The organism is Sinorhizobium sp. 7-81 (assembly GCF_030124405.1).
Lineage (GTDB): Bacteria > Pseudomonadota > Alphaproteobacteria > Rhizobiales > Rhizobiaceae > Sinorhizobium > Sinorhizobium psoraleae.
Genome location: NZ_JASKLT010000002.1, coordinates 1,110,483 through 1,134,697 on the forward strand (window position 1 = coordinate 1,110,483; position 24,215 = coordinate 1,134,697).

General features: G+C 62.8%; 18 protein-coding genes. 5 read left to right on the forward strand and 13 right to left on the reverse strand.

The window, feature by feature from the left end:
• Positions 1-9: 9 nt before the first annotated feature.
• The 3 genes from QN224_RS12320 to rpsU all read right to left on the reverse strand — a co-directional run bounded on the left by QN224_RS12320 (position 10) and on the right by rpsU (position 1,999).
• Positions 10-489 (reverse strand): DUF992 domain-containing protein, encoded by a 480-nt coding sequence (locus QN224_RS12320; protein WP_283976869.1) that lies wholly within the window; start codon positions 487-489, stop codon positions 10-12.
• A 158-nt stretch (positions 490-647) separates the two neighbouring features.
• Positions 648-1,514: a tetratricopeptide repeat protein gene (locus QN224_RS12325; RefSeq protein ID WP_173509077.1), complete on the reverse strand. Its 867-nt coding sequence runs from the start codon at positions 1,512-1,514 to the stop codon at positions 648-650.
• A gap of 272 nt (positions 1,515-1,786) precedes the next feature.
• A complete protein-coding gene (rpsU, locus tag QN224_RS12330) occupies positions 1,787-1,999 on the reverse strand; it encodes a 30S ribosomal protein S21 (RefSeq protein ID WP_012709405.1) in 213 nt (70 codons plus the stop codon).
• Positions 2,000-2,347: 348 nt separating this feature from the next.
• Between rpsU and QN224_RS12335 the strand changes: the two genes are divergently transcribed.
• The 5 genes from QN224_RS12335 to QN224_RS12355 all read left to right on the forward strand — a co-directional run bounded on the left by QN224_RS12335 (position 2,348) and on the right by QN224_RS12355 (position 8,826).
• On the forward strand, positions 2,348-3,601 hold the full coding sequence (locus QN224_RS12335) for a sarcosine oxidase subunit beta family protein (RefSeq protein WP_283976870.1): 1,254 nt from the start codon (positions 2,348-2,350) through the stop codon (positions 3,599-3,601).
• Between the two features lie 68 nt (positions 3,602-3,669).
• A complete protein-coding gene (locus tag QN224_RS12340; RefSeq protein WP_283976871.1) occupies positions 3,670-4,011 on the forward strand; it encodes a sarcosine oxidase subunit delta in 342 nt (113 codons plus the stop codon).
• On the forward strand, positions 4,008-7,001 hold the full coding sequence (locus tag QN224_RS12345; RefSeq protein ID WP_283976872.1) for a sarcosine oxidase subunit alpha: 2,994 nt from the start codon (positions 4,008-4,010) through the stop codon (positions 6,999-7,001). Before QN224_RS12340 ends, QN224_RS12345 begins: the two co-directional genes overlap by 4 nt.
• Positions 6,994-7,548 (forward strand): sarcosine oxidase subunit gamma, encoded by a 555-nt coding sequence (locus QN224_RS12350; RefSeq protein ID WP_283976873.1) that lies wholly within the window; start codon positions 6,994-6,996, stop codon positions 7,546-7,548. The genes QN224_RS12345 and QN224_RS12350 overlap by 8 nt, the downstream gene beginning before the upstream one ends.
• A 153-nt stretch (positions 7,549-7,701) precedes the next feature.
• Positions 7,702-8,826: a zinc-dependent alcohol dehydrogenase family protein gene (locus tag QN224_RS12355; protein WP_283976874.1), complete on the forward strand. Its 1,125-nt coding sequence runs from the start codon at positions 7,702-7,704 to the stop codon at positions 8,824-8,826.
• 40 nt (positions 8,827-8,866) lie between these two features.
• Here the strand turns inward: QN224_RS12355 and QN224_RS12360 are convergent, their stop codons facing one another.
• From QN224_RS12360 to QN224_RS12405, 10 genes are all read right to left on the reverse strand, one after another.
• Positions 8,867-9,940 (reverse strand): DUF2332 domain-containing protein, encoded by a 1,074-nt coding sequence (locus QN224_RS12360; protein WP_283976875.1) that lies wholly within the window; start codon positions 9,938-9,940, stop codon positions 8,867-8,869.
• A complete protein-coding gene (locus tag QN224_RS12365) occupies positions 9,933-10,421 on the reverse strand; it encodes a MaoC family dehydratase (protein WP_173509084.1) in 489 nt (162 codons plus the stop codon). The genes QN224_RS12360 and QN224_RS12365 overlap by 8 nt, the downstream gene beginning before the upstream one ends.
• Before the next feature lie 76 nt (positions 10,422-10,497).
• On the reverse strand, positions 10,498-12,462 hold the full coding sequence (gene glgX / locus QN224_RS12370) for a glycogen debranching protein GlgX (protein ID WP_283976876.1): 1,965 nt from the start codon (positions 12,460-12,462) through the stop codon (positions 10,498-10,500).
• Positions 12,463-12,518: 56 nt separating this feature from the next.
• Positions 12,519-14,147 carry an alpha-D-glucose phosphate-specific phosphoglucomutase gene (locus QN224_RS12375; RefSeq protein WP_283976877.1) on the reverse strand — a complete coding sequence of 543 codons (1,629 nt, stop codon included), beginning with the start codon at positions 14,145-14,147 and terminating at the stop codon, positions 12,519-12,521.
• 5 nt (positions 14,148-14,152) lie between these two features.
• Complete coding sequence (gene glgA, locus QN224_RS12380) at positions 14,153-15,595, reverse strand: glycogen synthase GlgA (protein WP_283976878.1); 1,443 nt, start codon at positions 15,593-15,595, stop codon at positions 14,153-14,155.
• A gap of 11 nt (positions 15,596-15,606) precedes the next feature.
• Positions 15,607-16,869 carry a glucose-1-phosphate adenylyltransferase gene (gene glgC, locus QN224_RS12385; RefSeq protein WP_283976879.1) on the reverse strand — a complete coding sequence of 421 codons (1,263 nt, stop codon included), beginning with the start codon at positions 16,867-16,869 and terminating at the stop codon, positions 15,607-15,609.
• A gap of 102 nt (positions 16,870-16,971) precedes the next feature.
• Positions 16,972-19,182 (reverse strand): 1,4-alpha-glucan branching protein GlgB, encoded by a 2,211-nt coding sequence (gene glgB, locus QN224_RS12390; protein ID WP_283976880.1) that lies wholly within the window; start codon positions 19,180-19,182, stop codon positions 16,972-16,974.
• Positions 19,179-21,641, reverse strand: a complete 2,463-nt coding sequence (locus QN224_RS12395; RefSeq protein ID WP_283976938.1) for a glycogen/starch/alpha-glucan phosphorylase — start codon at positions 21,639-21,641, stop codon at positions 19,179-19,181. The genes glgB and QN224_RS12395 overlap by 4 nt, the downstream gene beginning before the upstream one ends.
• A 248-nt stretch (positions 21,642-21,889) precedes the next feature.
• Positions 21,890-23,155: a TadE/TadG family protein gene (locus tag QN224_RS12400; RefSeq protein ID WP_283976881.1), complete on the reverse strand. Its 1,266-nt coding sequence runs from the start codon at positions 23,153-23,155 to the stop codon at positions 21,890-21,892.
• A gap of 177 nt (positions 23,156-23,332) precedes the next feature.
• Positions 23,333-24,211 (reverse strand): transglutaminase family protein, encoded by an 879-nt coding sequence (locus QN224_RS12405; RefSeq protein WP_283976882.1) that lies wholly within the window; start codon positions 24,209-24,211, stop codon positions 23,333-23,335.
• Between the last annotated feature and the right edge of the window lie 4 nt (positions 24,212-24,215).

Sequence of the window (24,215 nt, forward strand, 5' to 3'; positions counted from 1 at the left end):
GTGCGATGATCAGCCTGCGGGCGCCAGCGTCAATTGGTCGACGCCGATGGCAATGTTCAGCCCCTCCTGGACCTGGACATTCACCGGCTGCAACATGAAAGCCTTGTTCGTGCCACCGGCGATCACCTTGGCACCGCCGCCGACGGCAAAGCTCGCATCGGCTCCGACGCCGTAATACTCGCCCGCAAGGGCGTGCGCCGTTACCGGCGTGCCGGTCTTTGCCAGCACGTCCCAAATCATCACGCTCTTGCCGGTCGCGCCGACGTCAAGGCCGAACTTCCGGATCATGCCCGCGTAGACGGCGGTCGGCGCACCGTTGGCGGGCCTGTAGGTGCACATGAGGTTCTTCGTCGAAGTGATGATGAGCCCTGCGCCGCCTTCCGAGCCGCAGGTAAGGCGGCCGAGCGTGACATAGCTTTGCGCAGCGGCGGGTGCAGCGCCCGAAAGGGCAGCAAAGGCGGCCGCTGCGATGAAGGTCTGCTTGATCATGGCTCAGTCTCCGTTATTGAAGCCATTGGTCAAACGGATTGAGACCCGTGAAGGTTCCGCCATGCCGGGGTGGGCCCGGACGTGTTCCGCATGTCGAGGAGAGCACAAAAAAACGCCCGCGAGATCGTCGCGGGCGTCAAGAAAGCTGCAAAATCGGATCAGGACATCGATTTCACACGAGCGAGACCCGCCCGGGCCGGCTCGTATTTGGGATCGAGCGAAAGCGCATGCGAATAGGACTTCGATGCCTTGGCCTTTTCACCGCGGCGCTCATAGATCAGGGCCTGGTTTGCCCAGGACTCCGCCACTTTGCCGTTCAGGTTGATGGCGGTGTTGAAATCAGAAAAGGCATTGTCGTCATCGCCCTGGGCGGCATAGGAAATGCCGCGGCCGTTATAGGGTTCCGGCGAGCTCGGCGAGAGCGAGATCGCCGTCGAGAAATCCTCGATCGCCTGCCCATGCTCGTTGCGCGCCTGATAGATCAGGCCGCGATTGTGATAGGCGCGGGGATCGCTCGTGTCGAGCTGGATCGCCTTGTTGAAATCGTTGAAGGCGGCATCGAGCTGGCCGGCCTGGCGATAGAGATTGCCGCGGCCGATATAAGCGACATCATAGTTCGGGTTGATCTGCAGCGCGGCGTTGTAGTCAGCCACTGCGGCCTGTTGGTTGCCCATGTTGCGCTGGACGAGTGCACGATTGGCATAGGCCTGGAAGAAGCGCGGGTTGAGCTCGATAGCCTTGTCGAAATCGGCAAGCGCCCGGCGGAATTCACCGGCACGACCATAAGCCGAGCCGCGCACATTATATCCTTCCGGATCGCTCGGGTTGGAAGCGATGACGCTCGACAGCGAGGCGATGTTTTCCTCCGAGCCCTGCGCCCGCTCGACGCGGATCATCGATTCGGAGTTGTCGGTCTGGCAGCCTGCAAGCAGCAGGGCGGAGCCGAGGATGAGCATGGCAGCAAGCTTCGGCCTGCGCTGGTGGCGGCGGTGCGCCTCACGGATGGCGGAGACGTCCGCAGTCATGGCAGCAAATGTCAAAGTCGATCCCTCAATGCGACAAGGTCCCGAAAGCTTCGGGCTTTCCGTTTACGGAGACCGGCGAATACGCGGGGCTCCAGCCAGGGTTCATCAGATCCTCCGGCGATCCGACCGGCTTATCCCGTCCGGGCGGCTGACCGTCGCAAGCTGACGCATCACGCTAGCTTGCCGACGGACATGGTGTCCATACAAAAAGGCGGCGGCGATATCTCGCCCCCGCCACGACTTACATTAGAAAACGTCGAAAAAACGACAAATCAGCGAGCCAGAAGGCCTTCACGCTGTGCGCGCTTGCGAGCCAGCTTGCGAACGCGGCGGACGGCCTCGGCCTTTTCGCGCGCACGCTTCTGGGACGGCTTCTCGTAGAAGTCACGCATCTTCATTTCGCGGAAAATGCCTTCGCGCTGCATCTTCTTCTTGAGAGCGCGGAGCGCCTGGTCGACATTGTTATCGCGGACAAGTACCTGCACGTGAATCCCGTTCCTTTGTTTCGAGTTGTAAGCCCCACCGCCAGGTAAGGGGAGGCAAAAAAATTTGCGTTCGCTGAGCTGACAGCTCGACGATTGAAAAATCGGATAACAGATCGTGCGGGCAAAGTCCAGTGACGACAGCGCGAGCGGGTCGGAAAAAAACACAAGTTCGGGCTTCTTCTGCGCTGCCGGCCCCTGAATGGCGGCTTATCGGGGTGTTTAACACGATGTCGCAAGTCCGCTCAAGTTGGCCGAATCGCGTCGCAAAAGAAACGTTGCGCGGCTCTCAGATTTGCGATTTCTAACGCCAACAACACGTTTTCTCGGGGTTCATGGAGTAGCAGGCGGATGCGCAAATATTCTGTTTTTGCCGTGGCGCGCGAGGCGCTGCGCGGCCACAAGGGCTGGGGCCCGCATTGGGCCTCGCCGGAGCCGCGCAAGGAATATGACGTCATCATCATCGGCGGCGGCGGGCATGGTCTGGGCGCTGCCTATTACCTCGCCAAGGAGCATGGCATCACCAATGTCGCAGTGCTCGAAAAGGGCTGGATCGGCGGCGGCAACACCGGCCGCAACACGACGATCATCCGGTCCAACTATCTCTATGAAGAGAGCATGGACATCTACGAGCATTCGCTGAAGCTCTGGGAGAACCTGTCGCAGGATCTGAACTACAACGTCATGTATTCGCCGCGCGGCGTCATGATGCTGTCGCACAATATCCACGACCAGCAGTCCTTCAAGCGGCACATCAATGCCAACCGGCTCTACGGTATCGACAACGAGTGGCTGACGCCGGAACAGGCCAAGGCCTATTGTCCGCCGCTCGACATTTCGAAGACCGCTCGCTATCCGATAAACGGTGCGGCGCTGCAGCGGCGCGGCGGCACCGCGCGTCACGATGCGGTCGCCTGGGGTTATGCGCGCGGTGCTTCCGACCGCGGCGTTCACATCATCCAGAACTGTGAAGTGACGGGCATCCGCCGCGATGCAACCGGTCGCGTGATTGGCGTCGATACCAATCGTGGCTTTATCGGCGCGAAGAAGGTCGGTATCTCTGCTGCCGGTCACTCCTCGGTCTTGATGCAGATGGCCGACGTGCGCGTGCCGCTGCAGAGCCAGCCGCTACAGGCGCTCGTCTCCGAGCCCTTGAAGCCGATCTTCCCTTGCGTCGTGATGTCGAACTCGGTGCATGCCTATATCTCGCAGTCGGACAAGGGCGAATTCGTCATCGGCGCCGGCACCGACCAGTACAATTCCTATTCGCAGACCGGCGGCTTGCAAATCATCACCCATACGCTGGACGCGATCTGCGAACTCTTCCCGATGTTCCGCCGCGTCAAGATGATGCGGCAATGGGGCGGCATCGTCGACGTGACGCAGGACCGCTCGCCGATCCAGGGCGTCACGCCGGTGCCGGGCCTGTACCTCAATGCCGGTTGGGGAACGGGTGGTTTCAAGGCGACTCCGGGCTCGGCCAATCTCTTTGCCCATCTCATCGCGCGAGGCGAGCCCCACAGGCTCGCTGCCGGCCTGACGCTCGAGCGATTCCGCACCGGGCGGCTCATCGACGAGGCGGCCGCTGCCGCCGTTGCGCACTAGAATGAAAGGATAGAGCGACCTCTGCCCATTCCACGGAATGAGCGGCGCTCTAACGCGAGGAATTCCAGATGCTTCTGATTTACTGCCCCTATTGCGAGGAAGAGCGCTCCGAGCTCGAGTTCCGCAATGCCGGCGATGCCCACATCGCCCGACCGACCAACATCGCTGAGATCAGCGACGAGGAGTTCGAGGAATATTTCTTCCTGCGCCAGAATCCCAAGGGTCTGATCTATGAAAGATGGCGGCACATCCACGGCTGTGGTCGCTTCTTCAACGCAGCGCGCGACACGGTGAGCGACCGCTTCCATTTGACCTACAAGGCAGGCGAGCCGAAACCCGAGATCGGCGCCGCTCCGAAGACGAGCGCCGCGGTTGAAACCTACGAGGCCTTGGAAGGAGTGGCGAAATGAGCGGAGCCAATCGCATTTCGGGTGCGGGGCGCCTGACGCCCGCCCGCACCGCCCGGTTTACCTTCGACGGCCGGACGCTGACGGCGCTCGAGGGCGATACGGTCGCCTCGGCACTGCTTGCCCATGGCATCCACCTCGTCGGCCGTTCGTTCAAATACCACCGTCCGCGCGGCATTCTTTCCGCCGGCGCGGAGGAGCCGAATGCGCTGCTCGACGTATCGCGCGACGCGGCGCGGCGCCAGCCGAACGTGCGCGCTACGGTGCAGGAAGTTTTCGACGGAATGAAAGTCTCGTCGCAGAACCGCTGGCCCTCCCTTGCCTTCGACGTCGGCGGGTTCAACGACCTGCTTTCACCCTTCTTCGCAGCCGGCTTCTACTACAAGACTTTCATGTGGCCGAAGGCGGCATGGCACAAACTCTATGAACCCTTCATCCGCCGCGCTGCCGGTCTGGGCGTTGCGCCGACGGAAGCCGATCCGGATCATTATGCGAGCCGCTACGTGCATTGCGACGTGCTCGTTGTCGGCGCCGGCGTTGCCGGCCTTTCGGCGGCGCTTGCCGCCGCCCAGGCTGGTGCCAAGGTCATCCTGTGCGACGAGCAGTCGGAATTGGGGGGAGCGCTCCACTATGACAGCGGCACCGTCATCGACGGCAAGCCGGGTTACGAGTGGGCGCAGGCGACCGGCAAGGCGCTCGCGGGCAGGGACAATGTCACTGTGCTGACCCGCACGACCGCGTTCGGTTATTACAACCACAATTTCGTCGGCCTCATCGAACGGGTAACCGATCATCTCGCGTCGCCGGACAAGGCATTGCCGCGCGAGCGGCTCTGGCAGGTGCGGGCGAAGAAGGTCGTTCTCGCCAACGGCGCGATCGAGCGTCACATGGTCTTCGCCAACAACGACCGGCCGGGCATCATGCTGGCGTCGGCAGGACGCACCTATCTCAACCACTTCGGCGTCGCCGTCGGCACCAAGGTCGGCATCTACACGGCGCATGATTCCGCCTACGAGGCCGCCTTCGATCTCAGGAAGGCGGGAGTCGCCGTGCCTGTTATCGTCGATAGCCGCGACAAGCCCGGCGAGGCAGTGCTCAACGAAGCGCGCCGGCTCGGCATCGAAGTGCTGACGGGCCATTCGGTCGTCAACACCGCGGGCAAGCTCAGGATCTCCTCGATCAGCGTTTCCCGAAGGGGCGGCGGTGCTGCGCGCAAGATCACCGTCGATGCACTGCTCGTCTCCGCCGGCTGGACGCCGTCGGTGCACCTCTTCTCGCAGTCGCGCGGCAAGGTGAAGTTCGACGCCGCGACGGAGCGCTTCCTGCCGGGCACCTATGCCCAGGAATGCCTCTCCATCGGTGCGTGCAACGGCACGGACGATCTTCAGGCGACGATCGACGAGGCGCTTGCAGCCGGTGAACTGGCGGCGCGCGGCGCGGGTGCTGAAAACGGATCGCAACTCGCGATCTCCGGCGAGAATGCCTTCGCCTGGACGGGCGGCATGATCGGAGCAGCGGAAGGAGCGGGGGCGGACACCACGGTCAAGGCCTTCATCGACTTCCAGCACGACGTCTGCGCCAAGGACATTCGCCTGGCCGTGCGCGAAGGCATGCATTCGATCGAGCACATCAAGCGGTTCACCACCAACGGCATGGCGTCCGATCAGGGCAAGCTCTCGAACATGCACGGGTTGGCCATCGCGGCGGAAGCGCTCGGCAAGGAGATCCCGCAGGTGGGGCTGACCACCTTCCGGCAGCCCTATACGCCGGTGACCTTCGGCGCCATCGTCAACCATTCGCGCGGAAGCCTCTTCGATCCGGCTCGCAAGACGCCGATGCATGCCTGGGAAGAGGCGCAAGGCGCCGAGTTCGAGGATGTCGGCAACTGGAAGCGTGCCTGGTTCTATCCGAAGGCCGGAGAGACGATGCACGAAGCGGTCGCCCGCGAGTGCAAGACAGTGCGCGATGTGGCCGGTGTCTTCGATGCGTCGACGCTCGGCAAGATCGAGGTGGTCGGTCCCGACGCGGCCAAGTTTCTCAATCTGATGTACACGAACGCCTGGGACAACCTGAAGCCCGGCCGCTGCCGCTACGGCATCATGCTGCGCGACGACGGCTTCGTCTATGACGACGGCGTCGTCGGCCGTCTTGCCGAGGACCGTTTCCATGTGACGACGACGACCGGCGGCGCGCCGCGCGTCATGCACCACATGGAAGACTACCTGCAGACGGAGTTCCCGCATCTGAAAGTCTGGCTCACGTCGACCACCGAGCAATGGGCCGTCATCGCGGTGCAGGGTCCGAAGGCACGCGAGATCATCGCGCCGCTCGTCGAAGGCATCGATCTTTCCAATGAAGCCTTCCCGCACATGAGCGTTGCCGAAGGCCGGATCTGCGGTGTGCCGACACGGCTCTTCCGCATGTCGTTTACCGGCGAACTCGGCTTCGAAGTCAACGTTCCGGCGGACTACGGCCAGGCCGTATGGGAGGCGATCTGGGCTCGGGCGGAACCGATGGGCGCCTGCGCCTACGGCACCGAGACCATGCACGTGCTGCGCGCCGAGAAGGGTTACATCATCGTCGGCCAGGATACCGACGGGACCCTCACACCGGACGATGCCGGCCTTTCCTGGGCGGTATCGAAGAAGAAGCCGGATTTCGTCGGCATTCGCGGGCTGAAGCGCCCGGACCTCGTCAAGGACGGTCGCAAGCAGCTCGTTGGTCTCCTCACCAAGGATCCGAAGGTGGTTCTGGAGGAAGGCGCGCAGATCGTTGCCGATCCGAACGAACCGAAGCCGATGACCATGCTCGGCCATGTCACCTCGTCCTACTGGTCGGAAAATTGCGGCCGGTCGATCGCGCTGGCGGTGGTCGCCGGTGGACGGGAGCGCCTCGGGCAGACCCTTTACATCCCGATGGCCGACCGGACGATCGCCGTCGAGGTGAGCGACATGGTGTTCTTTGACAAGGAAGGAGGTCGCCTCCATGGCTGACCAGGCAACTGCAATCCGCAACGCTCCGCTCGCCGGCCTCCGTGGCGGCTCGCCGGCGGCAATCCTGACGCCCGCGGCGCCCGCCTCGCGGATATCGCTGCGCGCGGCACCGGACGCGGTTTCGGCTCTCTCCGCGGCGCTCGGGGCCACTCTGCCGGTGCGGCCGAAGACGTCCGCCTCGACCGGCGGTCGCCACGCGCTCTGGCTCGGCCCCGATGAATGGCTGGTGATCGACGAGGACGGCAAGGATTTGATGGCGGCTGCCGCGTCAAGCGGCGTAATGCATTCGGCGGTCGACATTTCCCACCGCAACTCGGCTGTTATAGTCAGCGGCCCGGGTGCCGAGGTGGCGATCAACAGCGGTTGCCCGCAGGACCTGTCGCTTGCGATCTTTCCGGTCGGCGCCTGCTCGCGCACGGTGCTCGGCAAGGTGGAGATCGTCCTGTTCCGGACGGCTAAGGATGCGTTCCGCGTCGAGTGCTGGCGGTCGTTTTCGCCCTATGTGTTCGGCCTTCTCTCGGAGGGTGCCGAGGACGCGGGTCACTGAGCGCCACAGCAGTCGCGCCCGGTGTCTACAAAATCAAAGCGGCGGTCGATCCGCCGCTTTCTTTTTGAGGTGTGACTCTGCCAAGGCGATGCCTTGCCCCTCTGCGCCGGCGCTCTCTATGGTGTTGTCGGGTGAATCATCGAGAGGGTGTTTATGAAAACCCGTGTCGCGCTGCTCAGGAAATCTCCGGTCGAGGGCCCCTATGCCAATACCCGGCCTCTTTCGATTGAAGTCATCGACCTCGATCCACCGGGGCCCGACGAGCTCCTGGTAAGAATTGGCGCGGCCGGTCTCTGTCATTCCGATCTTTCGGTCATCAATGGCGATCGGCCGCGTCCGGTGCCGATGGCGCTTGGTCACGAGGCGGCCGGTACCGTGGAGGCGGTCGGCAGCGGTGTGCGCGACATCGTGCCCGGCGATCGGGTGGTGATGAGCTTCATGCCGAGCTGCGGCCATTGCCTGCCCTGCGCGGAAGGCAGGCCGGCGCTCTGCATTCCGGGTGCAGAGGCAAACGGCAAGGGGGCGCTGCTTTCAAGCGAACGCCGTCTGCACTGCGATGCGGTTCCGGTGCATCACCATCTCGGCGTTTCCGCCTTTGCCGATTATGCCGTCGTTTCGCGTCACTCGGCCGTCAGGATCGAGGCGGACCTGCCGATGGTCGAAGCGGCCTTGTTCGGCTGCGCCGTGTTGACCGGCGTCGGTGCTGTCGTCAACACGTGCCAGGTCAGGCCCGGTCAGTCGGTCGCCGTCGTCGGCCTCGGTGGCGTCGGGTTGGCGGCGGTTCTAGGCGCAATTGCCGCTGGCGCCGAACGTGTCGTCGCCGTCGACCTGTCGGAAGACAAGCTGAAGCTGGCGCTCCAGCTCGGCGCGACCGACGCGTTCCTGGCCGGCGATCCGGACGCGGCCGAGAAGATCCGCGAGGCGACACGCGGCGGCGTTGATCATGCGGTGGAGGCGGCGGGATCGGTGAAGGCATTCGAGCTCGCCTACCGGATCACCCGGCGCGGCGGCTTGACGGCGTCGGCGGGACTTGCCCACCCTTCGAGCCAGATCTCGATCCCGGCGGTCAGTCTCGTTGCCGAGGAACGTACGATTCGCGGCAGCTACATGGGAAGCTGCGTGCCGAGCCGGGATATCCCGCGATTCATCGCCCTCTTCCAGCGCGGCAAGCTGCCGGTCGATCGGCTGCTATCGAGCACGGGGCCGCTCGAAGAAATCAACGAGGCTTTCGATCTTCTCGACCAGGGTCGGGTGATCCGTCATGTGATCACATTCTGACGGCCCTTAGATCATTTCATTGTTTCATTGAACGGTGAAATCATCCTTTCCTCGGCAAGCCGGTCCACTCAATCCATCGGCCATGGAAATCCGCCCGGCCGATCAGGTTCTTCTCACCGCCGGGCCAGGTCTGGAGCGAGAGCGCGGCGCCGGGCCGCAAGCCATCCGCCTCCATCTGCAGCCGGGCGAGCGGTGCATCTGCCGTTGCCGCCATTCCTGCTGCCGCGATCACGGCCTCGCCTTCTTGCTGGGCGGACTCAGGCAAATATTGCCAGGCAACCGAGTGGTAGATGACGTGGATCGCACCGGGGAACGGATGGACGAGGCGCCGTTTCAGCCAGTCGACAGCGTCTGCGCGCTCGATGGGACTACTGTATGCCGCCGCGATCGCCAGCGCGTTCCGGGTCCGCTCGATCCGGTCCGGCTGATCGGCCCAAACGTAGGAGAGCAGACGCAACCGGTCCTCTTCGTTTGCAGGATCGAGTGGGTTGATGTCGCATCCTGCCCGTCCGACGATTTCGACCGGCCCGCCGGGCGGCACTACTCCCGACCACTCGGGCGAGATGATGACGCCGGATCCCATATCGCCCCATTGGCTGCCGGAAAGATCGTAGCCGTAGCGGTCCCAGTGCAGGTTCAAGCCGGCGCTCGCACCGACTTCCGAAAGGACCAAAGGTTTGCCGAAGGCGCGAGTCAGGGTGAGAAAGCCGACAAGCAGCGCGCCGGACCGGCGCACTTCGTTCGTCTGCGGCGCTGAACGCAGACGGTCGAGGATAAAATCATCATGTTTCCGGAAGGCAGCCTCGCACGCTCCCCAGAGCGTCTCGTCGTCGGCAACATTCGGCGGATAACACGAAATCAGCGCCGGGTCTCGATTCGACAACACAAGGGCATGCAGCGCACCGGCCAGCCGCAGCGCCACGGAGTCCGCCTTGGACGAAGGATCGCCTTGCCAGCCAATGACCCGGCTGCCGACAGCGCTTTCGCCATCGAGCCGTTCAGCTGCCAGCCTGCAGAGCCGAGCCATGAACGGGGAATCGAGTTCTTCGCAGGACTTGCCCTGGCCGCGAAAGGCTCGACGGACAAGCTCCTCGCTTTCCGCTCGCTCAGGCATCGGCCGGCCGATCCTTCGGATCGAACTGGATGATCGTCTGCCATGTCGCGGTCAAGGCGGGCTTGCGTTCGCCCTCGATCTCCACTGTCACGTCATAGGTGATCATCAGCATGCCGGCGCCGCGAAAGCGGGCGTCGGCCATAATGAAACGGCCGCGCACCTTGGCGCCGCTCTTCACCGGCGCGACGAAGCGGACTTTGTCGAAGCCGTAGTTGATGCCCATCGTCTGCTCGCGGATCTTCGGCAGGCAATTGTAGTTCATCGCCGAAAGCAGCGAGAGCGACAGGAAGCCGTGGGCGATCGTGCCTCCGAACGGCGTTTCCGCCGCGGCGCGCACCGGGTCCGTATGAATGAACTGATAGTCGCCTGTCGCCTCGGCAAAATTATCGATGGTCTTCTGGGTTACGGTGATCCAGTCGGAGACGCCGATCTCCTGGCCGATTAGCTTCTTGACGTCCGAAAGTGAAATGTCTTGCGGCATATGATTGTCCTGAAACATGGGCCTCCCACCGATCTATAGGCCGGTAGGGGTAGACCTAGCAAGTGATGGTAAAAACTCAGAAAATCTCGACAAAAAAGCTGACGGAGCGGGGAGCGACAGAAGCGGGCGCCGCCGCCTTGGAAAGAGCGTCGCGCCACGCACCATCGAGGCTCGTCGGAAGGCGCAAGGGATGCGGCGCATGACCGCGGTTGATGACCACGGCGAGCCGGGTCGCTCGCCGCTGCTCCAGGTCCCCGGTCGCAAGCAGCATAACGAGGTTGTCGGTCGCCGGATGTTCCCAATCCTCGAGCGTCATGGGTTGGCTGTCGAGACGCAGCCAGGCGACGTCGCCCTTGCCAGTGAAGAACTCCGTCCCGGCGAAGACGTCGAAACGCCGGCGCATCGCTGAGAGCGCGGCCGTGTGGTCGACAAGTTTCGGGTCGAGCTTCGCCCAATCGAGCCAGGTCACTGCGTTGTCCTGCGCATAGGCGTTGTTGTTGCCGCGCTGGCTGCGCCCGCCTTCGTCCCCGGCCGTCAGCATGATCGTACCGCGCGAGGCAAAAAGAGTACCGACAAGCGCCATGGCGTCGGCCCGTCTCGCTGCCGCGATTTCCGGATCGTCGATGGGGCCTTCAGCGCCATTGTTCCACGAATAGTTCTCGTCGTGGCCATCGCGATTGTCTTCGCCGTTCGCCTCGTTGTGCTTGCGCGCATAAGAGGCGAGATCCGTCAGCGTGAAGCCGTCATGCGCGGCGATGAAGTTGACGCTGCGGGTGGCCGTCTCGCCCCAGCGCGAGAATGTGTCCGAAGAGCCGGCGAGCGCGGTCGCCAGTGCGCCGATCGTGTGCCGGTCGCCGCGCCAGTAGCGGCGAATGTCGTCCCGCGCGCGGTCGTTCCATTCGAGGAAGGGTTCGGGGAAATTGCCGAGCTGGTAGCCGCCGGGACCGGTGTCCCAAGGTTCGGCGATGAGAACGCGGTCGCCAAGTACCGGATCCGCGGCGATGGCCGCAAAAAGCGCGGCGTCGCGGCGGAAGCCGCTCATGTCGCGCCCGAGGATCGATGCGAGGTCGAAGCGGAAGCCGTCGACGCCGGCATTGAGCACGAAGTGGCGGAGGCTGGCGAGGATCAGGTCGCGCACCATCGGGTGGTCGCAGGCAATGGTATTGCCGCAGCCGGTGTCGTTGATGAGTTCGCCGGGTCGATCGGTCGCGTGGCGATAATAGATGAGATTGTCGAGCCCGCGCATGGAGAGCGTCGTCCCAAGCCGATCGCTTTCTCCGGAATGGTTGAAGACGAGATCGAGGATGACGCCGATGCCGGCCTTGTGCAGCGTCTCGACGGTTTTGCGCAGTTCCTTGACGCCGCCGGGCACCAGCCGCGGATCGAGCGCCATCGGGGCGATCGGATTGTAGCCCCAACTGTTGTGCAGACCGAGCGGCGGCAGGTGCCGTTCGTCAATCCAGGCGACGATCGGCATCAGTTCGACCGCCGAGACGCCGAGGCGCTTCAGGTGGTCGATAACCGCCGGCTCCGCCAGTGCGGCGACGGTACCGCGTTTCTTCTCGACAATACCCGGGTGCAGGATGGTGAACGGTTTGACGGCCACCTCGTAGATCAGTCCGCCCGGTTGGAACAGTGGCGGTTTTACCTTTACCGCCTTCGTTTCGGTCACGATCGCTCTCGGCACCAGATCGGCGGTCTCCTCGCCGAAGACGGTCAGACGGGGATCATGGCGAAAAGGGCGATCGAGCTCGATCGCGTAGGGATCGACCAGAAGCTTCGACGGATCGAACCAGAGCCCATGCTCAGGCGAGTAGATGCCGTCGGCGCGCAGGCCGTAGCGGGTGCCGGCCGGCGCGTCAGCGAGCGTCAGACTATGAACGTCTCCGTCGCGAGAGAGCGGTAGGCGACGGAGTTCCTTGCTGCCGGTCTTGTCGAACAGGCAGAGGTCGATGCGCGCGGCATTGCGGGACCAGACTGCAAAGTGTGTCCCCCCCGACGTAGGTGTCGCCCCAAGGCGCGAAATTCCGGCAGTCGGCATGAAGGGCGCACCTTTGTCCGGTCGTTGATCTCAAATGCAGAGCGCGCGGCCAGCCGTCAGGTAATCACGCTCGGCGCGTCGCGGCCGGTGCGCTTCTTGATCTCGGCGATCTCGTCGGCGACGGCGATCAGATCGCCGAGTGCTGCCTGCGTGTCGAGGTCGTGGCGCGCCGAGTCGGCTTCGAACCGCTCGATATAGACGCGCAAGGTTGCGCCCGACGTTCCAGTACCGGAAAGGCGGTAGACGACACGCGAGCCGCCTTTGAAGAGGATGCGGATGCCCTGGTTCTTGCTGACCGACTTGTCGACCGGATCGTTGTAAGAGAAATCGTCGGCGTTCTCGACAGTGAGCGCGCCGAAGCTCTTGCCCGGCAAGCTGGCGAGCTTGTCTCTCAGCGCTGCGATGAGACCGTTGGCGGCGTCCGTATCGACCTCTTCGTAGTCGTGGCGCGAATAGTAGTTGCGGCCGTAGGTCGCCCAGTGCTTGCGGGCGATGTCGAGCGCGCTTTCCTTCCGCACGGCAAGGATATTGAGCCAAAGCAGCACCGCCCAGAGCCCGTCCTTCTCGCGCACATGGTTGGACCCCGTGCCGGCGCTCTCCTCGCCGCAAATCGTTGCCAGACCCTCGTCGAGCAGGTTGCCGAAGAATTTCCAGCCGGTCGGCGTCTCATAGAGGCCGATGCCGAGCTTTTCCGCCACGCGATCGGCGGCGCCGCTGGTCGGCATCGAGCGCGCGATTCCGGCCAGTCCCTTGGCATAGCCGGGTGCCAGATGCGCATTGGCGGCAAGCATTGCGAGGCTGTCCGAAGGCGTGACGAAGATGCCTTTGCCGATGATGAGGTTGCGGTCGCCGTCGCCGTCGGAGGCGGCGCCGAAATCCGGGGCGTCAGGCGCCATCATGGTTTCGTAGAGAGCGCGGGCGTGCACCAGGTTTGGGTCCGGATGGTGGCCGCCGAAGTCGGGCAACGGTATGAAATTCATGACCGAGCCTTTTGGTGCTCCCAACCGCCTCTCGATGATCTCTTTGGCATAGGGGCCGGTGACCGCGCTCATCGCATCGAAGACCACGCGGAAACCGCCGGCGATCAGCTTGCGGATTGCCGCGAAGTCGAACAGGCTCTCCATGAGTTCCGCGTAGTCGGCAACCGGGTCGATGACGGTCACCGTCATGTTCTCGACTTGGTGGGAGCTTTCCAGGTCCAGATTGACGTCGGCGACCTCGGCGATCTTGTAGCTGTCGATGACCTTGGTGCGGGCGAAGATCGCGTCCGTTACTTTTTCCGGAGCAGGGCCGCCGTTGCCGACATTGTATTTGATGCCGAAATCCTCGGTCGGCCCGCCGGGATTGTGGCTCGCGGACAGCACGATGCCGCCGAAAGCCTTGTATTTTCGGATGACATTGGAAGCGGCCGGGGTCGACAGGATGCCGCCGCGGCCGACAAGTACGCGGCCGAAGCCATTCGCGTCCGCCATCTTGATGGCCTTCTGGATGACTTCGCGATTGTAGTAGCGGCCATCGCCGCCGATCACCAGCGTCTGACCCTCGAAGCCTTCGAGCGAATCGAAAATCGACTGGATGAAGTTCTCGGCATAGTTCTTCTGCTGGAACGCCGGAACTTTCTTTCGCAGGCCGGACGTGCCGGGTTTCTGATCGCCATAGGGGTTGGTGGAGACGGTTTTAATCATCTGTCTTAGCCTTTCGCGAGGAGACCGGAATAGAGCGAGGCGTAGCGTTCCGCGCTCTTGGCCCATGAGACGTCGGACTTCATGCCCTGATTCTGCAGGCGTGCCCATACTTTCGGTTCGCTGTATGCACGGAACGCGCGCCTGATCGCAAGGCGCAATCCGCCGGCCGTGATCGGCGCGAACTGGAATCCGGTGGCGACCTTGGCCGATAGCGCAGCCTCGTTGGCGTCGATGATCGTATCGGCGAGGCCGCCCGTGCGGGCGACGATCGGTACGCAACCGTAGCGCAGACCATAGAGCTGGGTGAGGCCGCACGGCTCGAAGCGCGACGGGATGATGATCGCGTCGGAGCCCGCCTGCATCAGGTGCGACAGCGCCTCGTCGTAGCCGGTTACCATGCCGATGTGTCCGCGGTGGCGTGAGGCGGCTGCAAGCAATGTGCCTTCGAGCGCCGCATCGCCCGACCCGAGGATAACCAGCTTGCCGCCAAGCGCAACGATGTCGTCCACCACCTCGGCGAGAAGGTCCATGCCCTTCTGCCAGGTCAGCCGGCTAACGACGCAGAAGATCGGGCCCTTGCCCTTCTCCAGCGCGAAGCGTTCTTCGAGCGCCTTGCGGTTGACGGCGCGCTGCTTCAGCGTGCCGTTGCCGAAATGCCGGACGATATGGGGGTCCTTCTGCGGGTCCCAAGTATCGGCATCGATGCCGTTCACGATCCCGCTCAGGTCCGTGACCCTGCTTGCCAGCAGGCCGTCGAGGCCCATGCCGAATTCCGGGGTCAGAATCTCCTGTGCATAGGAGGGGCTCACCGTCGTGATCGCCGTCGCTGTCTGCAGGCCGCCTTTCAGAAAGCCGACATCGCCGTAATATTCGACGAATTGCATGGAGAAGGCCTCCGGCGGCAGGCCGAGCTCCGGGAAGATCGAAGCGCCGAACTGCCCCTGGAAAGCGATGTTATGAACCGTCATCACGGTCGGCGTATCGCGCGCCGCGCCGAAATGCATGTAGACGGGCGTCAGCGCGGTCTGCCAATCGTGAACATGGACGATGTCCGGTTTCCAGCCCGGGATGACGTTATCGCCGGCGATTTCCGCGGCCGCCAGCGAGAGGGCGGCAAACCGGCGAAAATTGTCGGGATAATCGCGCCCGGTCGCGTCGAGATAAGGGCCGCCGTCGCGCGCATAGAGCGCGGGCTGGTCGAGGACAAGGAGGTCGAGCCCGTCGATCTCGGCTCCCAGAACGGACGCCGGATGGCCGAACAGGTTGTCGAATCCGGCGACTTTTTTTTTCTTCTTCAGCTTCTGCAACACCGCGGGATAGCCGGGCACAAGCGTGCGCGTCCTGATACCGTGCGGGACGAGAGCCGCCGGGAGGGCGCCGACGACGTCGGCGAGCCCCCCGGTCTTGACAAGCGGATAGACCTCGGACGCAACGGACAGGATGTTCATACGCGGCAGACCTACATTCCCAGCTTGTCGATCATCGATTGCGTGATCAGGGAGACGCCACTTTCCGTGCGGCGGAAGCGCTTGGCGTCCAGTTCCGGATCGTCGCCGACGATCAGCCCCTCCGGGATCACGACGCGGCTGTCGATGACCACGTTGCGCAGCGTCGAGTGCCGACCGATAGTCACATCTGGCAGGACAACGGCATTTTCGAGCCTGGAGTAGGAATTGACGCGGACGCCGGTGAACAACAGGCTGCGGTTGAGCGTTGCGCCCGAGATGATGCAGTCGCCGGAGACAAGAGAGGATGTTGCCGACCCGCGGCGATTTTCGTCGTCATGGACGAATTTTGCCGGCGGCTTGATTTCGGCAAAGGTCCAGATCGGCCACGTGTTGTCATAGATATCGAGTTCGGGCGTCACATGGGTGAGGTCGATATTGGCCTGCCAGTAGGCGTCGATCGTGCCCACGTCGCGCCAATAGGCTTCCCGCTCGAAGTCCGAGCGAACGCAGGACCGGGTGAAGCGGTGGGCGACCGCCTTTCCGTTGTTGACGATGTAGGGGATGATGTCCTTGCCGAAGTCGCGGCTCGACTTCGGGTCAGCGGCGTCGCGGCGCAGGAGATCCATCAGAAACCTGGTGTGGAACACATAGATGCCCATGGAGGCGAGCGCCAGGTCCGGAGTGCCGGGAATTCCGGGAGGGTCGGCCGGCTTCTCGACAAAGGCGATGATGCGGTCCTGATTGTCGACATGCATGACGCCGAAGCCGGTCGCTTCCATCCGCGGCACTTCCAGGCAGCCGACCGTTACATCGGCGCCGGAGTCGACGTGCTGCTGCAGCATCAGTTCGTAGTCCATCTTGTAGATATGGTCGCCGGCAAGGATGACCATGTACTCGACACCGTGGTCCTCGATGATGTCGATGTTCTGATAGACGGCATCCGCCGTGCCTTCATACCATTGCGTTTCGGAGACGCGCTGACTTGCCGGCAGGATGTCGAAGCTCTCGTTGCGCTCGGGGCGGAAAAAGTTCCAGCCGCGCTGCAGGTGCCGGATCAGCGAATGTGCCTTGTATTGGGTAGCGACCCCGATGCGGCGGATACCGGAATTCAATGCATTGGAGAGCGCGAAATCTATAATGCGCGCCTTGCCGCCGAAATAGACGGCCGGCTTGGCGCGGCGGTCCGTCAATTCCTTCAGTCGGCTGCCGCGGCCGCCGGCGAGAACATAGGCCATGGCATCGCGGGCCAAGGGTTGTGTACGCTTTTCCACCATTTGTCCTCCCCAAAATCACTGTTCTTCGAGGACGGCCAGGCGGTTCAGACGCCTCGCGGCCCACGCAAGTACTTTTCGCTTCGTCTGTCGCGCACGAAGGCGCTACTCCTGCTCCAGCATCAGTGTTGCCAAAGGCGGCAACGTGATGGTTGCGACCGTTATTCCCGTCGATTTTCTCTCCGCATGCACGGCACCGCCGTTGCCCTTGCCACTCCCTCCGTAGATCTCCGCATCGGTGTTGAGGATTTCCTTCCATCGCCCCGCCACCGGAAGCGGGATGTCGTAACCTTCCCGGTAGATCGGGGTAAAATTGGTGACGACGGCCACGAGCTTTTCGCCCGGCGCCTTTCTGAGCCAGGCGAAAACCGAATTGTCGCGATCGTCGGCTATCAGCCACTCGAAGCCCTCGCCCTCGCAGTCGCGTGCATGCAGCGCTGCTTTCGAACGGTAGGTGCCGTTGAGGTCGCGCACGAGACGACGCATGCCCTCGTGCAGATTGTATTCGAGAAGGTTCCAGTCGAGCGCGCGCTCCTCCGACCATTCGCGCCATTGAGCGAATTCCTGGCCCATAAACAGAAGCTTCTTGCCGGGATAACCCCACATGAAGGCATAGTAGGCCCTGAGATTGGCGAACTTCTGCCAGTCGTCGCCGGCCATTTTGGCGATCAGGGATCCCTTGCCGTGCACGACCTCGTCATGCGACAGCGGCAGCACGAAATTCTCGCTGAACGCGTAAAGCAGCCCGAAGGTCATGTCGTTGTGATGGAACTTCCGGTGCACGGGCTCGCGCGCAAGATATTGCAGCGTGTCGTGCATGAAGCCCATGTTCCATTTGAAGCCGAAGCCCAGGCCGCCGGTATGGACCGGATGCGAAACCTTCGGCCAGGAGGTCGACTCCTCGGCGATCGTCAGCACCCCTTGGTGGATGCCGTAGAGCCGGGTGTTCATCGTCTGCAGAAAGCGGACGGCCTCCAGATTCTCGTTGCCGCCATATTCGTTCGGCACCCACTCGCCGTGCTTGCGCGAATAATCGAGGTAGAGCATCGACGCGACGGCATCGACGCGCAGGCCGTCGACGTGGAACTTCTCCGCCCAATAGAGGGCGTTGTTGACCAGATAAGCCAGAACCTCCTGGCGACCGAAATTGTAGATCGCCGTGTTCCAGTCGGGATGAAAGCCCTTGCGCGGATCCGCATGCTCGTAGAGCGCCGTACCGTCGAACCAACGAAGCCCGTGCTCGTCGGTCGGGAAATGTGCCGGCACCCAGTCAAGGATGACGCCGATACCGACCTTGTGGCAGCCGTTGACGAAGCGGGCGAACCCCTCAGGTTCGCCGAAACGAGCAGTCGGCGCGTAGAGTCCTGTGGTCTGGTAGCCCCAGGAAGGATCGAACGGAAATTCGGAAATCGGCAGGAACTCGATATGCGTGAAGCCCATGTCGATGCAGTAGGGAATGAGCCGGTCCGCCAGTTCGTCCCACGAGAGCATCTCGCCATCGTCGCGGCGCTGCCAGGAGCCTGCATGCACCTCGTAGATGGAAATCGGCTGCCGGCGCGGATCGACCTCGGCCCAGTGCTGGCGATGCGCCTCGTCGTCCCATACCTGCGCGATCTCGCCCGTCGTCATTGACGCGGTGTCTGGGCGGAGTTCGGAGCGGCGGGCGAAGGGATCCGCCTTCAGCGGCAGGCGTGTCCCTTCGCTATCGAGGATTTCATACTTGTACGGCGTGCCGGCCGGCACGCCGGGAATGAAAATCTCCCAGATGCCGGTGTCGGCGCGCAAACGCATCACATGGCGCCGTCCATCCCAATCGTTGAAATTACCGACCACCGAAACGCGTCGCGCGTTCGGAGCCCAAACGGCAAAGTGGAAGCCTTCAACGCCATCGTGCGAGATCGGATGGGCGCCCATCTTGTCGAAGAGCCTGAGATGCGAGCCTTCGCGGATGTAGTAGTCGTCCATCGGTCCGAGGACGGGACCAAAGCTGTAGGGATCGACGACGATCCATTCACCGCCGCTGTTGGACGCGCGATAACGGATGGGCTGTTCCTTGCGCAGCGATACGACGCCTTCGAAGAAGCCGGCATCGTCGCGGCGCTGGAGCGTGCCGATCTCCTTGCCCGAGAGCGTTTCTGCCGTCACGTCCTCGGCGCCGGGGATGAAGCAGCGGGCGACATAGCTTTTGCCGGCCGCATGAACGCCGAGAACCGCGAAGGGATTATGATGGTTGCCGGAAAGTATTGCCGCGATGTCCGGCGCTGGCAGCACACCGGACGGGGCGGGCGCTGGGTCCTTACCGGGCGAAACCGTCATCCAGCTCTCCAGATTTCGCCGGCATATTGCCGGATCGTGCGGTCGGACGAGAACCAGCCCATGCGGGCGGTATTGCGGACCGCCTGCGCGTACCAGGAGGATGGCCTGGTCCAGAGCTGATCGATCTCGCGCTGTGCCTTGGCATAGGCCTCGAAATCAGCGGCGACCATGAACCAGTCATGGTTGTAGAGCCCGTCGACAAGACCGGAGAAGCGATTTCGGTCGTCGGGCGAGAAAACGCCCGAGGCGATCGCGGCGAGCGCCTGCGAGAGCTCGCGTGAGCCTTCGATGATGGCACGCGGGTTGTGCCCCTCCGCCCGCGCTTTCGCCACTTCCTCCGCGGTCATGCCGAAGATCTTGATGTTTTCCTCGCCGACCCAGTCGCGCATTTCGACGTTGGCGCCGTCGAGCGTGCCGATGGTCAGCGCGCCGTTGAGCGCGAATTTCATGTTGCCGGTGCCGGAGGCCTCCATGCCGGCGGTCGAGATCTGTTCGGAAAGATCGGCGGCCGGCACCATCACTTCGGCAAGCGACACGTTGTAGTTGGGGATGAAGACGATCTTCAGGAGACCGCGCACGGCTGGGTCATTGTTGATGACGCGAGCGACGTCGTTCGCAAGTTTGATGATCAGCTTGGCGTTATGATAGCTCGGCGCCGCCTTACCGGCGAAGAGCTTGACGCGCGGCACCCAGTCGAGTTCGGGATGCGAGCGGATCTGGTCATAAAGCGCGACGGCCTCGATGATGTTCAGGAGCTGCCGCTTGTATTCGTGGATGCGCTTGATCTGAATGTCGAACATCGCAGACGGATCGAGCCGAATGCCGAGGGTGCTCTGGACGAGCTTTGCGAGTTTCACCTTGTTGGCGCGCTTGACGGCGGCGAAGTTCTCCTGGAAGTCCGCCTGGTCGGCAAAGGCCCCGAGCGCCTGCAGCGCCTCGGTATTGTCCATGAACTCGTCGCCGATCGCCTCGCGGATGAGACCGAACAGGCCCGGATTGCACTGCATCAGCCAGCGGCGCGGCGTGATGCCGTTGGTCTTGTTGTTGATGCGGTCCGGATAAAGCCGGTGCAGATCGGCAAAGACCGTCTCTTTCATCAGTTCGGTGTGCAACGCCGAGACGCCGTTGATCGAATGCGAACCGACAAAGGCGAGATTGCCCATGCGCACGCGCCTTTCGCCCGTCTCCTCGATGAGCGAAATGCTGCGGATCTCCTCGTCGGTCGCGTGCTTCTGCCTGCGCGCTTCGATCAGAATTTTCGCGTTGATGGCGTAGACGATCTGCATGTGGCGCGGCAGCAGCCGCTCGAAGAGCGGCACCGGCCAACTCTCCAGCGCTTCCGGCAGCAGCGTATGATTGGTGTAGGAGAAAGTGCGTCGGGTGATGTCCCAGGCCTGCTCGAAATCGAGCCCGTGAACGTCGGTCAGGAGTCGCACGAGTTCCGCGACGGACACGGCCGGATGGGTATCGTTGAGCTGGATGGCGACCGCATCCGGCAACGACGTGAAATCTGGATACTGCTGCAGATGGCGACGCAGGATGTCCTGCAGCGAGGCGGATGAGAAGAAATATTCCTGCCTCAGGCGCAGCTCCTGCCCGGATGGTGTCGCGTCGGCCGGATAGAGCACGCGTGTCAGGCTTTCCGCCTTGTTGCTTTCGCGCAGTGCGCCGATGTGGTCGCCGGCGTTGAAGGCGTCGAGCAGGATCGGATCGATCGGCTGCGCACCCCACAGGCGCAGCGTGTTGACGCGTTTCGCGCGCCAGCCGACGGCCGGCGTATCGAAGGCGGTGGCGATGACGCGTTCGGCCGGCTTCCAGACGTAGCGCTGAACTTCCTCGTCGATGTTGACGGTTTCCACGCCGCCGCCGAAACCTATTTCATAGGAACTTTCGCGCCGTTCGAATTCCCAGGGATTGCCGTGGGCGAGCCACGTCTCGGGCAGTTCGACCTGCCAGCCGTCGGCCATCTGCTGACGGAACAGGCCGTGCATGTAGCGGATGCCATAGCCATAGGCGGGCACATCGACCGTCGCCATGGATTCCATGAAACAGGCGGCAAGGCGGCCGAGGCCGCCATTGCCGAGCGCTGCATCAGGCTCGAGCCCAGCGATCACGTCAATATCGACGCCGAGTGACGCCAGCGCGTCACGCATTTCGTCCATCAGGCCGATATTCGTCATGGCGTCGCGCATCAGGCGGCCGATGAGGAACTCGAGCGAAAGATAGTAGACGCGCTTGGCGCCGGTCGCATAGGTCTTGCGGGTCGAATCCATCCACTTGTCGGTGATGCGGTCACGGGCGACGAGAATGGCGGCCGTGAGCCAGTCATGCGGCTTGGCGACTTTCGGGTCCTTGCCTATGCGGTATTTGAGGCGTTCGAGGATCTCCACCGCGAGTTGGCCTGGCTCGGACGACCTCGGCGCGGGATGCGGCAGTTCGGAGGTGGAGAGCCGGTTCATCATAAGAAATGTCATACCTTTTTCTGTTTGCCCTTTTTGCGTGTGGGAGACCGCGGGCCGGAGCCGACCGGGAGAGATAAGGCAATTTATGCATCGATCCGAAGCGCTTGCAACAGGTGTTTTTAAAAGGATTAAAACAGCGCATGCTTGTGCGCGGAGCGGTTCGCAACGCGTTTTTCGGTCGGCGGCACAAAGAAAAATGCCGCCCGTTGGAGCCGGACGACATCGCAAGCGTGGTCTTGGTTCGATTATTCGGTGAGGCGGGAGACCATGGCGGAGGCGCGTTCGCCGATTGCCTTGAAGGCGGCGACGAGGTCGGCCGCTTCCTCGGCTTCGAAATAATGCGAGATTGAGGAAGCGCAATATTTCAGCAGAGCCTGGCCGCGGTCCGGTGCCATGAAGGCAACGCTGTAGATCTGGACCTTGTTGGCCTTTGCGATGTCGCACCAGTACTTGGTGACGGTGTCGTCGTTGGCGTAGTTGTTCTCGCCATCGGTCATGAAGACGATGTATTTGGTCGGAATCTGTCCGTTCTTGCCGTTGTGCGCCGTGTCTTCCGTCGATGCGATCACCTTCTGATAGGCGGTCTTGAAGGCGTTGCCCGAGGCCGTGCCGCCGGTCGCGACCAGTGCGTTGACATAGGCAGCCGCGCCGGTCGTTCCCCAGGCGAGGCTGCCTGCGGGATCCTGCGACGCGTTGTAGGACACGGCGCCGGTGCGAACATAGATCGATTCCGGATCGGCGAGCAGGAGTTGGGCAAAGAGATCGCCAGCGGCCGTTTTCAGTGCGTTGATCTTGGTGACGTAGCACGGGCTGGTCGCCGACAGGTTCGGATATCTGCCCCAGTTCGCCTCGGTATAATTGGGGCACTTGGACTTCGTCGTATCGACCGTATTCGTCTTCCAGGCCATCGAACCCGAGCGGTCGAGCACGAGATACATCGACAAGGCGTTCTTGCTCTCGGTCGCGCTTTCCGCCGTTGCCCGCGTTTCAAGCTCGATCGAATCCGTGCCGAGGAGGCGCGTCATCGCGTTGAACTGGATCAGGTGCTTGTTGACGATCGAGACCTTGAAGGATTTCCCCTTGGTGCCGTTGGGCGTCTCGATGATGTTCACCTCCGAGACATTGATATCGTCCCAGTCCGGTGTCTCGGAAGTTGGCGTTGGGCTGTCCGCCGCCCGTGTGGCCGGCGTTCGTTCCGGTTCGCCCGCGGCAGGGCTGTCCGTCGCGCTCGAGCCCGCCATCTGCGCCTTCAGGAACTTGCGCGCGATCAACTTGGCCGCTTCGATGTTGGGCTGTTCATTGGAGACCAGCGCGGAAGCCGCGGCCAGCGCCGCGGCATCGGTCGCGTCCTGAAGCTGGTTCTTGGTCATCAGCATGTTGGCCATGTCGATGGAAACGCCACCCGCGGCCAACAGCAGCGGCGCCACCAGCGCCGTCATCATTCCGAAATTGCCGCCGCGGTCCTTCAGCATCATGCCGAAGGACCGGCTCACCATTGATCGTCTTACCATCTCCGCACACCCCAAGAAATTCATTGCAAGCTTGGGGCGGACATCTAGCGGCGACACGTTACGGTCCCGTTCAGCCGATTGCTTGAATTTTAGCGAATTGCGCGAAAGTCCATGATTTCAACCGGTTTCCCGGCGGCTTGATTGTTCCGAAACGGGACCTGCTTGTATCAATTCGGATCAATCGACGGGAATGACGTCAACCGCCTGCTCCGTCGTCTGGCTGCCATAGCTTTTCAGGACGCCGATGACGGGCGCGACGTCGCCATAGTCGCGGCCGTGGCCGACGACGATGTGATCCGTGCCGGCCGGAATATTGTTCGTCGGGTCGAGTTCCATCCAGCCGCCGGCGGTGCCACACCAGAATCGAACCCAGGCATGCATCGCGTCGGCGCCTTCCAGCCGCTCCTTGCCGGGCGGCGGCAAGGTTCTGAGGAAACCGCTGACATAGCCGGCCGGAATACCGAGACTGCGAAGAGCGACAATCATCACATGGGTGAAATCCTGGCAGACGCCGCGCTTGAGCTTGAAGGCTTCCGCAGCCGTCGTGTTCACGGTCGTCGCCTCGGTGTCGTAGACGAAGTCGCGGTGGACGCGCTCGCAGATCGCCGCCCCGATCTGCCGCACGGTCATTCCCTCGCCAGCGATCGTGCGTGCGTAGGCCGCGATCTCCGGAGCGTCCGGCAGGAGAGGGCTCGGCCCGACGAAGTGGTGGGGAGCCTCCGCGTCGACGGACCAGTACGCGGCGAGCTGAGCCGGCAGACCCGCAAGCGGCGGAGAAAGATCGGCGGTGAGCGCCTGCGCTTCGACCTGAACGCGCGCCTGCATGCGAATGGCCAGGCTGTCGTGCACGGAACGGAAAAGAATCGACGTGGTCGGATTGGCGAAGAAGTCCACGCTTTCGACCCGCTCGCCCGGGGTCGGTTGGCAGCTTATCGAGCCGACGACAAGGCGTTGACGACCTGGAATCGAGGCCGGCAGCACACGCACGAGATGGCGCCCGCCGGCAACCGGAACCTCGTAGCCGTAGGTGATCTTCAGATTGATATCGTAGAGCATCAAG

Excerpts from the sequence above, each read along its gene's own strand:
- glgX (WP_283976876.1), bottom strand. The coding sequence starts at position 12,462 with ATGCCGACTGCCGGAATTTCGCGCCTTGGGGCGACACCTACGTCGGGG.
- QN224_RS12360 (WP_283976875.1), bottom strand. The coding sequence starts at position 9,940 with ATGCCTGAGCGAGCGGAAAGCGAGGAGCTTGTCCGTCGAGCCTTTCGC.
- QN224_RS12395 (WP_283976938.1), bottom strand. The coding sequence starts at position 21,641 with ATGAACCGGCTCTCCACCTCCGAACTGCCGCATCCCGCGCCGAGGTCG.
- QN224_RS12320 (WP_283976869.1), bottom strand. The coding sequence starts at position 489 with ATGATCAAGCAGACCTTCATCGCAGCGGCCGCCTTTGCTGCCCTTTCG.
- QN224_RS12375 (WP_283976877.1), bottom strand. The coding sequence starts at position 14,147 with ATGATTAAAACCGTCTCCACCAACCCCTATGGCGATCAGAAACCCGGC.
- QN224_RS12340 (WP_283976871.1), top strand. The coding sequence starts at position 3,670 with ATGCTTCTGATTTACTGCCCCTATTGCGAGGAAGAGCGCTCCGAGCTC.
- glgA (WP_283976878.1), bottom strand. The coding sequence starts at position 15,595 with ATGAACATCCTGTCCGTTGCGTCCGAGGTCTATCCGCTTGTCAAGACC.
- QN224_RS12325 (WP_173509077.1), bottom strand. The coding sequence starts at position 1,514 with ATGACTGCGGACGTCTCCGCCATCCGTGAGGCGCACCGCCGCCACCAG.
- QN224_RS12350 (WP_283976873.1), top strand. The coding sequence starts at position 6,994 with ATGGCTGACCAGGCAACTGCAATCCGCAACGCTCCGCTCGCCGGCCTC.
- QN224_RS12345 (WP_283976872.1), top strand. The coding sequence starts at position 4,008 with ATGAGCGGAGCCAATCGCATTTCGGGTGCGGGGCGCCTGACGCCCGCC.
- glgB (WP_283976880.1), bottom strand. The coding sequence starts at position 19,182 with ATGACGGTTTCGCCCGGTAAGGACCCAGCGCCCGCCCCGTCCGGTGTG.
- QN224_RS12335 (WP_283976870.1), top strand. The coding sequence starts at position 2,348 with ATGCGCAAATATTCTGTTTTTGCCGTGGCGCGCGAGGCGCTGCGCGGC.
- QN224_RS12405 (WP_283976882.1), bottom strand. The coding sequence starts at position 24,211 with ATGCTCTACGATATCAATCTGAAGATCACCTACGGCTACGAGGTTCCG.
- QN224_RS12355 (WP_283976874.1), top strand. The coding sequence starts at position 7,702 with ATGAAAACCCGTGTCGCGCTGCTCAGGAAATCTCCGGTCGAGGGCCCC.
- QN224_RS12365 (WP_173509084.1), bottom strand. The coding sequence starts at position 10,421 with ATGCCGCAAGACATTTCACTTTCGGACGTCAAGAAGCTAATCGGCCAG.
- glgC (WP_283976879.1), bottom strand. The coding sequence starts at position 16,869 with ATGGTGGAAAAGCGTACACAACCCTTGGCCCGCGATGCCATGGCCTAT.
- QN224_RS12400 (WP_283976881.1), bottom strand. The coding sequence starts at position 23,155 with ATGGTAAGACGATCAATGGTGAGCCGGTCCTTCGGCATGATGCTGAAG.